General features: G+C 43.9%; 13 protein-coding genes. 2 read left to right on the top strand and 11 right to left on the bottom strand.

The features are described 5' to 3' along the window. Window positions 1–13: 13 nt before the first annotated feature. The 3 genes from ACMQ5W_RS17325 to ACMQ5W_RS17335 are packed head-to-tail and all read right to left on the bottom strand — an operon-like array spanning window position 14 to window position 3,753. Window positions 14–2,398 carry a homocysteine S-methyltransferase family protein gene (locus ACMQ5W_RS17325; protein ID WP_419026245.1) on the bottom strand — a complete coding sequence of 795 codons (2,385 nt, stop codon included), beginning with the start codon at window positions 2,396–2,398 and terminating at the stop codon, window positions 14–16. Between the two features lie 12 nt (window positions 2,399–2,410). Further along, entirely contained in the window at window positions 2,411–3,274 is an 864-nt protein-coding gene (metF, locus tag ACMQ5W_RS17330) for a methylenetetrahydrofolate reductase [NAD(P)H] (protein ID WP_148491922.1), read from the bottom strand. 5 nt (window positions 3,275–3,279) lie between these two features. Further along, window positions 3,280–3,753 (bottom strand): pyridoxamine 5'-phosphate oxidase family protein, encoded by a 474-nt coding sequence (locus ACMQ5W_RS17335; protein WP_148491921.1) that lies wholly within the window; start codon window positions 3,751–3,753, stop codon window positions 3,280–3,282. A gap of 179 nt (window positions 3,754–3,932) precedes the next feature. Between ACMQ5W_RS17335 and ACMQ5W_RS17340 the strand changes: the two genes are divergently transcribed. Beyond that, a complete protein-coding gene (locus ACMQ5W_RS17340) occupies window positions 3,933–4,241 on the top strand; it encodes a DUF3892 domain-containing protein (protein ID WP_148491920.1) in 309 nt (102 codons plus the stop codon). On the opposite strand, the gene ACMQ5W_RS17345 is transcribed toward ACMQ5W_RS17340, so the two are convergent. Then, entirely contained in the window at window positions 4,231–4,719 is a 489-nt protein-coding gene (locus ACMQ5W_RS17345) for a DNA-deoxyinosine glycosylase (protein WP_419026246.1), read from the bottom strand. The genes ACMQ5W_RS17340 and ACMQ5W_RS17345 overlap by 11 nt on opposite strands. Before the next feature lie 24 nt (window positions 4,720–4,743). Beyond that, window positions 4,744–5,535 (bottom strand): glycoside hydrolase family 25 protein, encoded by a 792-nt coding sequence (locus tag ACMQ5W_RS17350; protein ID WP_419026247.1) that lies wholly within the window; start codon window positions 5,533–5,535, stop codon window positions 4,744–4,746. A 123-nt stretch (window positions 5,536–5,658) separates the two neighbouring features. Here ACMQ5W_RS17350 and ACMQ5W_RS17355 point away from each other — a divergent pair, with 123 nt between their 5' ends. Then, complete coding sequence (locus ACMQ5W_RS17355) at window positions 5,659–6,789, top strand: M20 metallopeptidase family protein (RefSeq protein WP_419026248.1); 1,131 nt, start codon at window positions 5,659–5,661, stop codon at window positions 6,787–6,789. A 17-nt stretch (window positions 6,790–6,806) separates the two neighbouring features. Here the strand turns inward: ACMQ5W_RS17355 and ACMQ5W_RS17360 are convergent, their stop codons facing one another. From ACMQ5W_RS17360 to ACMQ5W_RS17385, 6 genes are all read right to left on the bottom strand, one after another. Continuing rightward, window positions 6,807–7,475 (bottom strand): hypothetical protein, encoded by a 669-nt coding sequence (locus ACMQ5W_RS17360; RefSeq protein ID WP_419026249.1) that lies wholly within the window; start codon window positions 7,473–7,475, stop codon window positions 6,807–6,809. Between the two features lie 114 nt (window positions 7,476–7,589). Then, window positions 7,590–9,197: an amidohydrolase gene (locus tag ACMQ5W_RS17365; protein WP_419026250.1), complete on the bottom strand. Its 1,608-nt coding sequence runs from the start codon at window positions 9,195–9,197 to the stop codon at window positions 7,590–7,592. Beyond that, on the bottom strand, window positions 9,145–10,572 hold the full coding sequence (locus ACMQ5W_RS17370) for a sodium/glutamate symporter (RefSeq protein ID WP_419026251.1): 1,428 nt from the start codon (window positions 10,570–10,572) through the stop codon (window positions 9,145–9,147). The genes ACMQ5W_RS17365 and ACMQ5W_RS17370 overlap by 53 nt, the downstream gene beginning before the upstream one ends. Window positions 10,573–10,694: 122 nt before the next feature. Then, window positions 10,695–12,161, bottom strand: a complete 1,467-nt coding sequence (locus ACMQ5W_RS17375) for a hypothetical protein (protein WP_419026252.1) — start codon at window positions 12,159–12,161, stop codon at window positions 10,695–10,697. 112 nt (window positions 12,162–12,273) lie between these two features. Continuing rightward, on the bottom strand, window positions 12,274–13,488 hold the full coding sequence (locus ACMQ5W_RS17380) for a M20 family metallo-hydrolase (protein ID WP_419026253.1): 1,215 nt from the start codon (window positions 13,486–13,488) through the stop codon (window positions 12,274–12,276). Between the two features lie 26 nt (window positions 13,489–13,514). Beyond that, complete coding sequence (locus ACMQ5W_RS17385) at window positions 13,515–14,699, bottom strand: MBL fold metallo-hydrolase (RefSeq protein WP_419026254.1); 1,185 nt, start codon at window positions 14,697–14,699, stop codon at window positions 13,515–13,517. Window positions 14,700–14,878 lie beyond the last annotated feature (179 nt).

Consider the following 14,878-nt stretch of genomic DNA (forward strand, 5'->3'; position numbering starts at 1 on the left):
CGCTCCATCACTATTATGCATAAATTTGTTTTGCTGCATCTGCGGATTCTTTTGCATCCTTTACGTGGAAGTCCGCGCCGATCTCCATGGCGTAGTCTTTTGTCAGCACCGCACCGCCGACCATGATCTTGCAGTATGGAGCCTGTATCCTGAGTAATCTGATGGTTTCCGCCATGCTGTGCAGCGTAGTGGTCATCAGAGCCGACAGGCCTACCAGCTTGACGTCTTTTGCCTTGACAGCATCTACAATCACTTGCGGTTCCACATCTTTGCCCAGGTCTACAATTTCGTAGCCGTAGTTTTCCAAAATAACCTTGACGATGTTCTTGCCGATATCGTGGATATCTCCCTTTACGGTAGCGATGACGATGGTTCCTCTGGATACTTGTTGCGTACCGGTAGCTTCAATCTTCTCCTTGATTACATCAAAGGCCTGCTGGGCAGTAGAAGCACAGAGCATCAGCTGCGGAATAAAGGTGATACCAGCTTCAAAATCCTTCCCTGCTCGATCGAGAATTGGAATCAAGGTATTGTTGATCACATCCAGCGGCTCTCTATTTTCCAGTTCCTTTTCTATCAGTTCTCTGCACTTGGGGCCCAGGCCATTGTTAATGGCATATTCCACTTCGCTCTCCTGTGCATGTTCCTGTTTTGTTGCCTGTTTGCTTACTGTCGTATTCGCGACAACTTCTCCACTGTAATTATTGATGTAATGCCTAGAGCCTTTATCGATGTTCATAATCAGCTTATAAACAGCTATGGCCTGCATCATTTCCGGTGAACCAGGATTCATAATCGGCAGGTCCAGCCCCGCGGTCAAGGCCATCTGCAGGAAGTTGTGGTTAATAATCGGTCTATTAGGCAGTCCAAAAGAAATGTTGGAGACGCCAAGTACCGTTTTCAGTCCCATCTCTTCCTTGATATATCTGATGGCATCCAGAGTATTGGCAGCATTTTCTTGCTCGGCAGAGACTGTCAGCGTCAGGCAATCAATATATATATCCCGCCGTGGAATTCCCAGGGCAAGCGCTCTGTTTAAAATTCGTTCTGCAATTTCAATTCTCTTTTCTTTTGTCTTGGGAATCCCCTCCTCGTCCAGCGTAAGTCCTACTACTGCAGCGCCGTACTTCTTCACTACAGGAAGAATTGAGGCCAGAGACTTCTCTTCACCATTGACAGAATTGACAATAGCTTTCCCACTGTAAACACGCAGTGCCGCTTCAATGACCTCTGGATCGCCTGAATCAATCTGCAAGGGTGCATCGGTGATACCCTGCAGGGCTTTTATGATGTTTACGATAATACTTTTCTCGTCTATTCCCGGCACACCGGCATTGACATCTAAAATTTCAGCCCCATCTCTGATCTGATCTGCCGCTTGAGAGAGAACATAATCCATATCGCCATTTTTTAGAGCTTCCTTCAGCTTCTTTTTACCCGTAGGATTAATCCTCTCACCAATGACTCTAGGCTGATCGATGATGACGGTTTTCTCTGGTGTACAGACCGCAGCTGGTATCTCTGGCTGTTGCTGACAGTAGTGTTTTCCCTCAAAAGCGTCACGGATAGCTTTGATGAAGTCTGGTGTGGTGCCGCAACATCCGCCCACCAATTTGACACCATAAGGAATCAAAGCAGCGGTCAGCTCTGCAAACTCCGCAGGCTCTATATCATAGTCCCCTGTCGCAGGGTCAGGCAAGCCCGCATTGGCCTTGGAGACAATTGGAAGTGTGGTCCATTTGGACAGTTCTTCCATCAGCGGTTGAAAGTCAGCCGGTCCCAATGAACAGTTCATGCCGATTGCATCAGCTCCCAGCCCCTCCAAAGTCAGAGCCATAGAGCGAACTTCCGTTCCCGTAAAAGTTCTCTGATTCGCTTCGAAGGTCATGGTTGCAATAACCGGCAGATTGGAGTTTTCTTTGGCTGCCAGCACGGCTGCCTTCATCTCGTAGAGATCTGTCATCGTCTCAATGATGATGATATCAGCATCACTACCGGCTTCAATCTGCATTCTGAATATCTCATAAGCTTCTTCAAAAGTGAGGTTGCCATTGGGTTCCAGCAAACGGCCGATGGGACCGATATCCAGAGCGATTTTCGTATCCGTCCCCTTTGCCGCTTCTTTGGCATTTTGGACAGCAGTACAGATTAACTCTTTTACTGAGTAACCGCAGCCTTCAATTTTGTATTTATTGACACCAAAAGAACAGGTACAGATTATGTCTGCACCTGCGTCGATATAAGCCCTTTGTATTCCCTGTACGACCTGTGGATGAGTGATATTCAGCACCTCTGGTACACGTCCCACATCCAGGTTCTCCTTCTGCAGCATGGTACCAAACCCGCCGTCTAAAAAAATAAATTCTCGATTCTTAAATAATTCTAATAGTTTGTTCAAAATAACTCCTCACTAAAACAAAGATTTTACACTTTCGCTGATTCTTCTGGCAATATACGGATTGTTCATCGTGTAGAGATGAACGCCGTCTACCCCCTGGGATACCAAATCTACAATCTGGTTTACAGCATAAGCAATACCTGCGTCTCTCATGGCCTCCGGCCTTGTCTCATATCGGGACATCATCTTGGTGAATTTAGCAGGCAGGCTGGCACCGCAGAGAGAAACCATTCTTTCAATCTGCTTCTTGTTGACCACCGGCATGATGCCCGCTTCGATTGGCACGTTGATGCCGGCAATCCGCGCCTTATCCAAAAAGTCATAAAATAAATTGTTGTCAAAGAAAAGCTGTGAAATCAAGTGCTGCGCGCCAGCATCTACTTTTTTCTTTAGATTTAAAATATCTTCAATCTGGTCCCTGCTGTCCAAATGTCCTTCTGGGTAGCAAGCACCCGAGATTCCGAAGTCATATTCGCTCTCTTTGATAAAAGTAATCAATTCACTGGCATGTTTGAAATCTTCCTTCGGAGACACATCTGGCACCAGATCACCTCTCAACGCCAAAATATTCTCTACTTCATTCTCGTGCAATTGCTTCAATACTTGTGTCACCTCTTCTTTGGTTGAATTGACACAAGTCAGATGCGCTGCAGATTCAATCCCGTATCTATGTTTGATGGCCGATGCGATTTCGCAGGTGGAATTGTCCGCCAGGCTTCCGCTAGCTCCATATGTAACACTGATAAAATCCGGCTTGAGATCTTGTAACTCGTCTAAGGTATGATAAATCGTCTCAATGGGATTGTTTCTTTTCGGTGGAAACACCTCAAATGAAAATACTGTTTTTTTGTTCTTAAATAATTCTGCTAATTTCAAATGTCTTACCTTCCTATTTTTCCTGATATATGTTCTACTGAAATCTCTACCATGATGAACTTCTCTTCTGAACTCTTGTAGATTTTTTCTGTATTACAAACCGATGATGGGGAGAGCCCTGCCAGCAGCAGCCGCAATGCCTCCTTCGTTTCTTCTTTGGAGTTGATGACCCTGGCACGTCCGAAAACAATGACACTGGTGTACATGGTATCCAGTTTTTCGGGAATCAGCTCGTGTTCTGTCACGATGGTGAAAGAAACTTTTTCGTTTTTCCTGATCGCCTCAATCTTGTGGCTCTCGGAAGAAGTGCTGTGGAAGTAGATTTTACCTTCATCATAAACGTAATTGACTGGTACGCCATAAGGGTAACCGTCATCTCCGCATACCGACAAAACACCAAAATCTCTTGATCTGAGCAATTCTTCTGCTTTTGCTATATCGGTGGCTTTTTCGCTGCGTCTCATTTTTCTAAACATCATTCTTACACCTCATAAACTTTTCCATAAATAAATATTTATTATTTCTATTTTATAACTCATGACATTTTTTTTCAATACTTTTAACCAATAGAACAGGTATATTATATTTTTGCATAGAGAAAATACTATTGCAAGCTATAGAAAGCTTGGCACATCATTTCTGAGAAAGGAAAGAAAAAATGAATTTTAATGATAATAATTTAGACACACCAAACATGGGCAGTGCTCTGGCGATAAACGCTCTTGACAGCATTCCCCAGACAAAACCAGATGCAAAGCACATCGTCGCGCTCGTTAAAAAGAGTGGCAGAATTACAGGATATCAATTATCAGATGGAAATGTCATCACCAGGGAACAAGGTGTCAACATGGCCAAAAGTGGGGATATCGCAGGCGTAGGCATTGCTCATAGAAAAGATACCGAATATCTGAAATCCATTCCCGATGGAACAGATGATAACAATCTGAGCAATCTGCCTACAGTATAACTTGCCAGTTCTCAATCAACTGGTTCAAACGGAACTTGGCGTTAGCAGGACTAGTAGATGGCAATTTGATTGCTTCAATACCTGTAACAGGTAAGGCGAATCTGTCATACAGCCTCTTTGCCAAGTTTCCATTTACATAAATTCTCTCAATCCTCGTTTTGGCGAGGAGTCCCGCTATGTCTGCTGGAATCACATTTTTGATGGAACTGTCTGAAGAACCGATGATATCGCAGCTTTCGATGACATCCCATATGGCAATATGGTGACTTAGGACCAGCGTCTTTTTCTCTTCTACTGTCTGCGGCAGCGGTTCGTCAAACAATGCCGCCATCACCTTCCAAAATCTGTTTTGAGGATGTCCATAATAAAAGTTATTTTCTCTAGATTTTACAGATGGGAAAGTGCCAAGGACTAGGACTTTCGAGTTCTCATCATAGACTGGCGTAAAAGGCTGATTATGATGCTCATACTCTGCCACAATCTTCACATCCTTTCTATAATACTAAGATTCAATAAAATACATGTTCAGATCCACATGGCCTTTGATACCGTCGATTTTGCCTGTATGCGAATACTGCCACATCTTAAAGTCATACGGGTAGTCCGTCTCATCGGCATAATGTGCCAGCCAAGTATCATATTTGGTCAGGTATTCTCGATTTATATGTTTTCTCAGCCATTGTGGATTGCCGTAAATCATCGGCCGATAACCATTTCTGTCGATGACCTGGCAAAAAGCGTCTGCAATCTCAGTCTTTTCATCTGCATTCAGATCGGTAATTCGATCTGCCCCATCGATAGGTTCCATGTCGAAAACTACTGGATATGTAATGCCCTTTCCTCTGATGTGTCTAACAACAAATCTGGCTTCCTTGATGGCTTCTGCCGTGTTCTTCGCTTGGGAGAAAAAGTAGACCCCAACGTCAAGCCCTGCTTTTTTTGCTCCTTTGAGATGCTCTTTAAATCTAGAGTCTAGAACCAGCTCACCATCCTCGTCATAGCTTCGATAGCCCACCCTGATCATAGCAAAGTCAACGCCCGCTGCCTTTACTTTTTTCCAATTAATTTCCTTTTGATAGACCGATACATCAATACCCGTAACGGATTGATAGGTGCCGTCATCATAATGGAGAAATCCGTTTTTCTCATAGACATAACTCATATCATAGGGATTTTTCGGAATGGTCTGGCGCAGACCTAATCCATCATAACTTCCCAGGATGAGGTAAAAAACGGTAACCGTACATACGAACATAACCAAGGCTGCTGATATGATGATAATCTTTATTCTCATTGATATTTTTTTCTGTTTGGTTTTTCTCATGCTAACATTCTAACATATGTTTATGATGAAGGAAAGAATATTTGACTATCCACTTTTTCTCATTTATTATAGTAGATAAGAGAGGTGCGCGTTATGATAGATTACAATCAATTGTCACATGAAATTATTCAATATCGAAGAGATTTACATCAGATTCCAGAGCTTGGATTCTATGTTTATAAGACCAGCGCTTATGTGCAGAACATCTTAGCAGGACTCGCCTGCGAAGTGGAGCAGATCGTAAAAACAGGTTTAATTGCATATTTTGACTTTGGCAGGAAAGAGACTGTCGCTTTTCGTGCGGACATGGATGCTTTACCAATCCAGGAGGAGACCGGTCTCCCTTACGCTTCCAGTCACGAAGGCTGTATGCATGCCTGCGGCCACGACGGCCATATGGCAGGACTCTTGGGGTTTGCCAAGGTTCTGGACGATTACAAAAAAAATAACGTCCAAATGCCTTGCAACGCCTTGTTGCTGTTCCAGCCAGCAGAAGAGACTATCGATGGTGCTCTCAGAATCTGCGGAACACATATCTTTGATCGCTATAACATCAAAGCAATTTTTGGGCTTCATCTATGGCCTATGCTGTCTAAAGGTGAAATCGCCTCCCGCCCCGGTCCGATGATGGCAAAATCCACTGCCGTAGCAGTCGAATTTGAAGGAGTCAGTGCTCACTGCGGAGAACCGGAAAAAGGTAAAGACGCCTTGGAAGCCGCCTGCAAATTCGTCAGCGACATCTATACTTTTAAATCCCTCTATGTCCGCGATCGCTGTGTGCTGAAATTCGGCAAGATGCGAAGCGGCAATGTGAGAAATGCGATATCCCCATTCTCCCGTCTGGATGGAACTATGCGAACCTTCCACGATGAAACCTGGGAAACCCTGGTTAATGCCATGAAAAGTCTGGGAGAAGAAATCGAAAAGGTATACGGCGTCAAATTTGATCTGGATGTGAGCAAAAGCCACCCTGCCGTCGTCAACGACGAGAAACTGTACGCAGGCGTCAAGCCGGTACTCATGGATCTGAACTTCGTTGAATTGCGCAGGCCAGTTATGATTGCTGAGGATTTTTCTTTCTTTGAGCAGCAAATGCCGGGAGTGTTCTTTTTCCTCGGAACTGGCAGTGGCATTCCTCTGCACAGCGACAATTACGATTTCGATGACAGCGTGCTGATTGACGCTGTAAGATTATTTGATACATTATTAAAGGGCGCTGATTAGCGCCCTTTCGTTTTCTTCTATACACTATTCATCACTTTCGTAAAAGCTCCAAAAATGAATTCTCTTTGCTCTTTATCCAAATGTAATTTCCATTTGCCATCTGTCTTTTCTGCTCTTAAAACAGTTGTGCACGATTCGAATTTTTGATCAGCTGCAGCCTTTTCTACACAGTCCTCTGATGCATCGACCATCTCCTGAATATCTTTCTTTGACATGGCATAGAACGTCACATCTGACAGTTTCAAGGAATCAATTTTCCTTTGGATTTCTGCATCATCCAAGCCACAGGCCTTCATGCCGATCTTCATGATTTCAGCCGACCATGTGTCAGCCACTTCTTTCCGGTCCACATTACTGAGTCTGGCCTTCACTTGGACAGTTCCATCTTTCTGCTCTTCTGAAGATAAGATTTCATAGTCAAAATGGGTAAAGAGCGCTTTGATGATGGTCAGTATCTGTTCTTTTTGTACATCGTCTTCACTAAATTCCATATTCGTAAACTCTGTAAGATCGTCTGCATTCATGTACTGGTCTGCACTTTCCACATCGCCCGACTGCAAAGCGGTAAAAGCCTTCGTAACAGCATTCTCAGCAGCTACTGTGGATTCTTCTCCGCATGAGATATACATCAAAATCATACTTATAGTAATAAATAAGATGATAAGAGTTTTAAATCCTTTTCTCATAAGACCTCTCCTTGACTTGTAAAATTATCACCTTTTTTTATTGTATCATAGAAGACTAATGTCTGCAAATCCATATCAAAAAAGAGCGTCCGAAGAACGCCCTTTCTCATGCTTCTATTTTCTTACATAAATAGTCTTTCCGTCCTTAATTGTCTCAAGAACCTTGATATCTTTCAACTCCATAGCTTCTGTTTCTAGCGGATTCCTATCTAATATGACTAAATCTGCCCGCTTGCCTTCTTTGATGCTTCCCTTGCTGTCTTCCTCAAAATACTCATATGCAGCGTTGATGGTCACAGCCTTCAGTGCCTCGTATACCGATATCTTCTGGTCAGCGCCGATGATATTTCCATCACGGCTGATTCTGTTAACCGCACACCATACGGAATGCATCATGTAAGGTTTGGTCACTGGCGTGTCCTGATGGAAGTTCACTGACAGTCCTCTGTCCATGGCGTCTTTCACCGGGCTGATATGATTTCCCCGTTCTTCACCAAAATTCTTTACATGGATGTCCCCCCAGTAATAGACATGGCCAACAAAGATCGAAGCCACCATGTTCATCTCTGCCATGCGATCCAATTGGTCGTTACGCGCTGTCTGACAGTGAATCATCACCGGGCGAAGATTATTTTTGTTGGGATTACTGCTCTTAGCTAAAGCACTCTCATATGCGTTTAAAAACTGATCTCCCGCCGCGTCTCCATTGCAGTGAGCCAACAACTGCTGATTGTCATTGACTGCCTGCAGGGCATATTTGCAGACCTCTTCATCGGGCATCCACGGATAACCACAGTAGTCTTCCTCGCCACCCAGGTATGGCTGGCTCATCCAGGCAGAACGCCCTTGCGGCGAGCCATCTAGAACAACCTTGTATCCTCCTAATTTGAGATGTTTTTTGTAGGTTCTGTCCATTTTCGGATTGTCTTTGATGACTTCCCGCCCGCCATCGTTCATCAGAGGATAAGCTACCACGTCGATCTTCAATGCTCCTAAAGCATTGCTCAATTTCAAAAGCTTCAGCGCCATCTTGTTCGTTGCGCCGTCCTGAACAGTGGTCACACCGTTTTCAATGTAGACCTTCTGCATCCCTTTCATCATTTCCCTGATATTGACTTTGACCTTCTTCATGACAGTGCCTTGAACCGAAAGCATGCCAGCTTCTTCCAAGTAACCGTCTGGTTCCTGTGATCCCTGCACTCTTCCAATTTTCCCGCCCTGCGGATCTGCGGTACTGCTGTCGATGTCCGCCAAAGCAAGCATACTGCTGTTGACACAGCCCAGATGTCCGGAAACATGCATGATCATGATGGGGATATCCCTGCTCACCTGATCCAGCACAGCTTTTCCCGGATGGCTCTGTTCCTTTAAAAAATTATGGTCATAACCAAAGCCGATAACCACGTCTTTCGATGTCAATTTCCTGTCGGCGATATATTGTTTCATGACAGCGATGATGTCATCGAAAGACTTGCACTCTGACAAGTCCGCACAAAGGGACATCTGTCCGTTCATGGAAATGTGTCCGTGAGCATCGATAAAAGCCGGCATCAGACATCTGCCGTCGAGATTGATCTTCTTTACATTTTTGTCAGCGGCGTCTAAAACTTCCTTTAACGTCCCTGTCTTCTTTATCATTCCTTTTTTAACGAGAATCGCTTCTGGGTGATCACTCTGCTTTTCCATAGTCAGAATCGGTCCGCCATAATAAATTGTTTCCATTCTCTTCCTCCTTTGATTTTTTCCAGCTGAAGGTTTTTTGTCCCCAAGTACGCGTTACTTTCATGAAAATCAGGTAAACCACACAGAGTCCGGCTAGCGCAAGCATCGCCATGTTGGTGGAAAGATCTCCTGACGCCATGGCAAGCAGAACCAGATAGACCGGAACCGTCAACAACATGACCAGATTCATCAGACCCAGCTCCACAGCAGTGGAAGTCTTGAACTCCGGATCTACAATACGAACCAATGCGATACCGCTAGGCACAGTTCCTGTAGCAGTACCGTAGAGCCCCAGGGTTCTCTCGAAGTCGTTGCTGCCGCCAATCCGCTGTCCGAAGTAAAAACAAACGATAAACGTAACGACTGTGATAATCAGGCTTTCAACGATGATTGGCACCAGCCAGCTGCCCAGAACATGAAATCCGACAGCCATGAAAGCACAGACTACCAGATAATCAGCCGTCCAGCCAGTGATTTTCGTCTGCAGTACATCTTCCTGCAGAAAGTCAATGTTCAGTTTCTTCATCAAGAATTTGACGATGTACGCTGCAACCATGCCGTTCATAAACATCAGTCCGCTCATGGACTGCCCCAGGAAGCCTGGAATCAGAGCGAAGACCTTAGAAATGCCGATGGCAAAGATGTAGCAGAGGCCCATCAGTGCGAAGTGAAAGGTCAAGGTTTCGATATTGCTGTTACAAGTGGTATCCTTGACCATGTAGTTGGTCTGTTCCTCTTTTTTCAGGTAACCTTTCAAAATACTGCTGTCTATAGCGCCACAGTTCTTTGCAATTCCACGGGAGACGCCCAGCTTTGCTGCCGGTATGCCGACCAGAAAAGCTACAACAAAACCGATCGCTGCAAAGGTGACGCCAACCATAGCCGCATTCTCCCATCCAAATTGTTCATAGAGAGCTCCGTAAGAAGCTGCCTGTCCTGGACCCTGGGTAAAGGCGAAAGGAATCAGTGTCCCGTAGACGGAATCCATGTCAAAACTCTTACCCAGCAGTGTGATGAGTCCGAATCCAATCAGCGGTGTCAAGGCATAAAGCAGACACCAGACGCCGCCCATGCCTAAAGTGCCTTTAAGAATGTGCTTTGGCGTATTGTCTTTGCTCTTGCTAGCCCCAGTCAGACAAATAGAAATAAAGGATATGGTAAACAGATGATTAACGATTTCTGTATACATCTGTGAATCCGTCCCGATATTAACTTTGAACTGGGTTGCCAGGTTCATAAATATCACGCCGATGATACCTGCGATAACACTTGCAGGTACCAACATATTCCTTAATGCCGGTATCTTTGCTCTTAAAAAGGTGCCGATGCACAGTGCCACGCTGGCAAGGCCGAATGCAGTCATAAAACTATTCATGTAATATCCTCCCAATTATATCAAATCTCAAACTCTATATAACTATAGGATAACAGATATCACAACTGTGCAGAAAGCAAGAAGCGGATAGAACAGGAATAAGTTGAATCAACAAATTCAATTTATTCCACATCGCAGAGCAGACCTGCCGCATTGATTAAGTTGTCTAACTGCTCTAAGATGAGCTGTCTTTCAGAAACGACTACATCCTGTCGGTCAATCCAAATTTTGTCGTAAAAGGTGTTGAAAATCTCCCGCAGCTTGTTATCACGAATTAATAATATATTCTTGTCATAATAGTTATTTTCTAATCTTAAATAATTAATCGAATCAGACAAAAAAATGCATGGATTCGTAATGTATCTGAAATCGTCGCTGAAACCGCCGCTGATCATTTTGATACGTAAATCACTTTGCACATCCAGCAAATCTTTGAAATGCTCCAGCTGCACCTTGCGTTCTTTTGCATCTAAGACCACCTTTTTATTGAAGAAGTCCAATTCCCCAGATAACATAAAGTTCGTCAAAGCCGAGTTGTAAATCATGATAAAAACGTCTTCCCGTGCAAACAGATTTTGAGCAATTAAGTAGGCTCTGCTCGCTTCCTTTCGTGCCAAATTATCTTCTGAAAATTCTCTTTCAAGCAAACGATCGAACAAATCTTTTGTAATAAATAGTTCCATCATGTGGCCCACCAGCCATCTGTTATTTTTCTCCAAAAGCAGCTGCATATATTCATGCGTCTCCAGCATGGACGCCAGGGTGAGACTGCTGAAGAGATTTTGATCAGGACTTTCATAAGTGATGATGTTGTCGTAGATACTGTGTCCGACCTCTCTGTCTCTGCTGGACACGGTACAGAGAATCTGTCCGTTATCCGTCAACATGCTGATTCCTGCATAATGTTTTATGACAGAAAACATCAATTTTCCTTTGGCCGCTTTGCTCTGTGATAAAGTGAAATCTAAAAGAGAATAATTGGTCAGCATATGGATAAATAAGATTACATCATAGACAGAGTGTCCATCCAGTTGTTCAATGTCGAGAATAAAATGGAGATGGATGTCACTTCGTTCTCTCGTCACGCGGAAATGATGTTCCTCCATACCAGCCAGAAGTAATTTTGACATGTGATCCAACGAGAACAAATCCGCCAGAATGGCAATCTCAACAGGTTTTGCAGTATCCACACTCTTCGCATAATCTTGCAGCAGCGGATATTGACCCTCTGGCCTGATTATGACAGACGCATTATTCACATATTTAGAATAGTCAAAATCTCCAACAGTCTCGTGATATGCTGCCAGCAAATCTCGTTTCAGCGCATCACGGAGCAGTTCGTCATCGTCAACATTGTATTCTTTTCTGATTTGATTCTTAAACGCACTGCTTCCATTATTGATTACCAAACTGCATACTAAATTGACAATGGATTCAATATTTTTCTTGGAAGGAACAGCTTTTCCTGAAATCCATTTGCTGATATAGGAGACATCATATTTCAAATTTTGTGCGACAGTCAAGTTTTTGATATCTGCTGCTACTAAAAGCTGTCCTAGTTTCTGCCCAAAACAATTATTGTGATCCATGGCTGCACCTCCGGCATAAAATATAAATAAAATTCTTTGAATCTTTTCTGATCGGCTGTTTCCTCACCACAAACATAGCTTCTCTTTATTCTACCATATATGAGGCTGATCGTCATGCCTTCCATGCCGCTTCCAGCAGAAAGTCTTTCAGGAAATGAACCCCTGCCTCAATGTCTTCTGCCCTGGTAAATTCGTTTTCGTTATGACTGATGCCCTGGACGCTGGGGACAAAAATCATATTGACGGGGAAAGACTGCGCTAAGACTTGCGAATCATGACCAGCCCCACTGACAATTTCCATATAGTTATAATTGCCATTGTCTGCAATTTGTTTCATCAATGCCACACCTTCTTCGTCCAGGGAAACTGGCGGCTCATTGCAAGGTACTACGATAGAAATTTCAATCAGTCCTTCCATTTCATCTTTTAATTGCTCCACCACTTCCGCCGCTTCCTGCATCAGTTCTGCTTTTGAAGAACGTATGTCAAAAGTAAACATGACTTCATCAGCAATGACATTGGCATTGCCCGGTTTTATGTTCATCTTACCGACAGTGCAGACCAGGTCATACTGATGGCCCATCGCCCACTGGTTTAATCTATAAATAAACTCTGCTGCAACTGGCGTCGGATCTTTCCTCATATACATCGGTGTCGTTCCAGCGTGATTCTGGTGCCCTTTGAAATACACTTCTCCGCTGAAGAGGCCTACAATTGCCGTAACGATGCCGATTTCTTTCTGTTTCTGTTCTAAAATGCCTCCCTGCTCAATGTGCAATTCCACGAAGCGCTCTAAATCCATTCGCTTTCCTGCTAAGGATTCTTTTAAATAGCCCGCCTGCTTCATCGCTTCCCCCAGAGGGATGCCTTCTGCATCCCGGTCTGCAAGTTCTATTTCACTGAATTCACCGCACAAATACCTGCTGCCCAAATAACTAGTAGGGAATCTGCTGCTTTCTTCTTCACAAAAAGCGACCACTTCCACAGTCTTCTCCGGTATACCTGCTTCTTCCTGCAGAGAACCTGCAGCCTCTATCGCTGTCAATACGCCCAGCATGCCGTCATATTTGCCGCCTCTTCTGACAGTGTCTCTGTGAGAGCCGGCCATGATCACCTCCTGACTGCGACCCGGTATACGTCCAAAGAGGTTCCCTACTGCGTCAGAGCAGACTTCCATCCCCTTTGCCTTCATCAGTTCTTTCAGCAGTGCTACTGCCCTATCATCTTCTCTCGTGTAAGTACTTCTCCAGTATTCTCCGTCTTCTCTAAGAGCTGTTTCTGCCACCGCTTCTACAGCTTCTGTAATCCACTTTGCATGCTTATCCATTTGTGCCTCCTTATGTCTTTTTCGTGTTATACTTGAAAGTCTTCCCCATCTTCCAGAAATACGACTCGCTCCTGTAATGCGCCTACTCTGATATTTTCTGGATCCTCTGTGTGGATGGGGATGATTTTTTTGGCGCAGACTGTATTTGCAGCCTCCCAAATCGCTTCCTCGGAAGCGTGACCAGATGTATGAAGTTTTATGTGATAGCGAAATCCTCCAATCATCTTTTCAATTGTCTGCTGATGTTTTTTTAAATACCCTTCCGACATCGAATAAATCACCAGGGATTCTTCATTATGTTTTTCTCTATAAGGCTCCATAATTTCCAGAAAATCTTTTTCGTTGCGTACAGCCATGCAGAATCCGTCTTGCAGCCCATCCAAGTCTTCAAAATAAACGCTGCTTCTGTCAAAGCGATAGCAGTCAGTCAGTGATGAGCCGTATTTTGCCGCTGTTTCCAGCAATGACATCTGATACGCATCACAGAGGAAACGTTTCTTCCTGACAGACGCTTTGTGAAATACTGCCAGCCTGTCAATATCTGTCGCACTACATATGACAAAGACGTACCTGTATCGCTCCATTAAAATCTCCGCCGCCTCTGCTAACAGATATTCACTGGTCACAACAGGGTTTTTATAAGATAAATTTGTCCCCTCCGTAATCATGACATCAACCAGGCCGTGAAGACTGTTCAGTCGTGGAATGACTATTTTTCCTTTGATGCCATGGGTTCTAAAGTCACCTGTATGAAGGACTCGTTTCCCGTCAGCTTCAATGAGCAGCATATACGCATCAAAGGCAGAGTGATCTGTCAGAATTGGTGTAATTTTTATATCTCCTACTGTAAAAGTTTCTCCGTCTCTGTAGCTGTTCATCTGTTCTATACGCGATATGAGGTCACTGTCTTTATGCTTCTGCGAAAGAAGAAAAATTTTCTTTGCACCCTCACCCATATACAGGGGAATTCCTTCAATCGCTTTTCCGAGTAGTCCTGTATGATCATTGTGATAGTGCGTAAACAAGATGGCATCGCACTTCTGATGTCCTATATAGGTCACCCCTTCAATCACTAGATTTTCTTTTGGCATCTTGCCGTTTCTATAGGGCAATACAGTTCCCAAATCTATGATAATTCTGGTTTTCTCTGTGGTTATTTCTGTAATGCAGCCTCCAATCTGATGGGTGCCGCGATAAATTTTGATTTTCAATTGCAAATACCTCCATACAACATTTTAGTCAGATATTCGCCTGTTTATGACTCCATCACACTGAGGTTCTTTCGCTTTATTTTACTATATTCTCAATCTATGGGCAATCCATTCCTCTCGTCCCGCAAAAAAAATGCTTTCTCCTCTTGACTTTTTTGTTAAAAGTGATAAATTATATT

The organism is Emergencia sp., from assembly GCF_048465375.1.
Classification (GTDB): Bacteria; Bacillota; Clostridia; order Peptostreptococcales; family Anaerovoracaceae; genus Senimuribacter.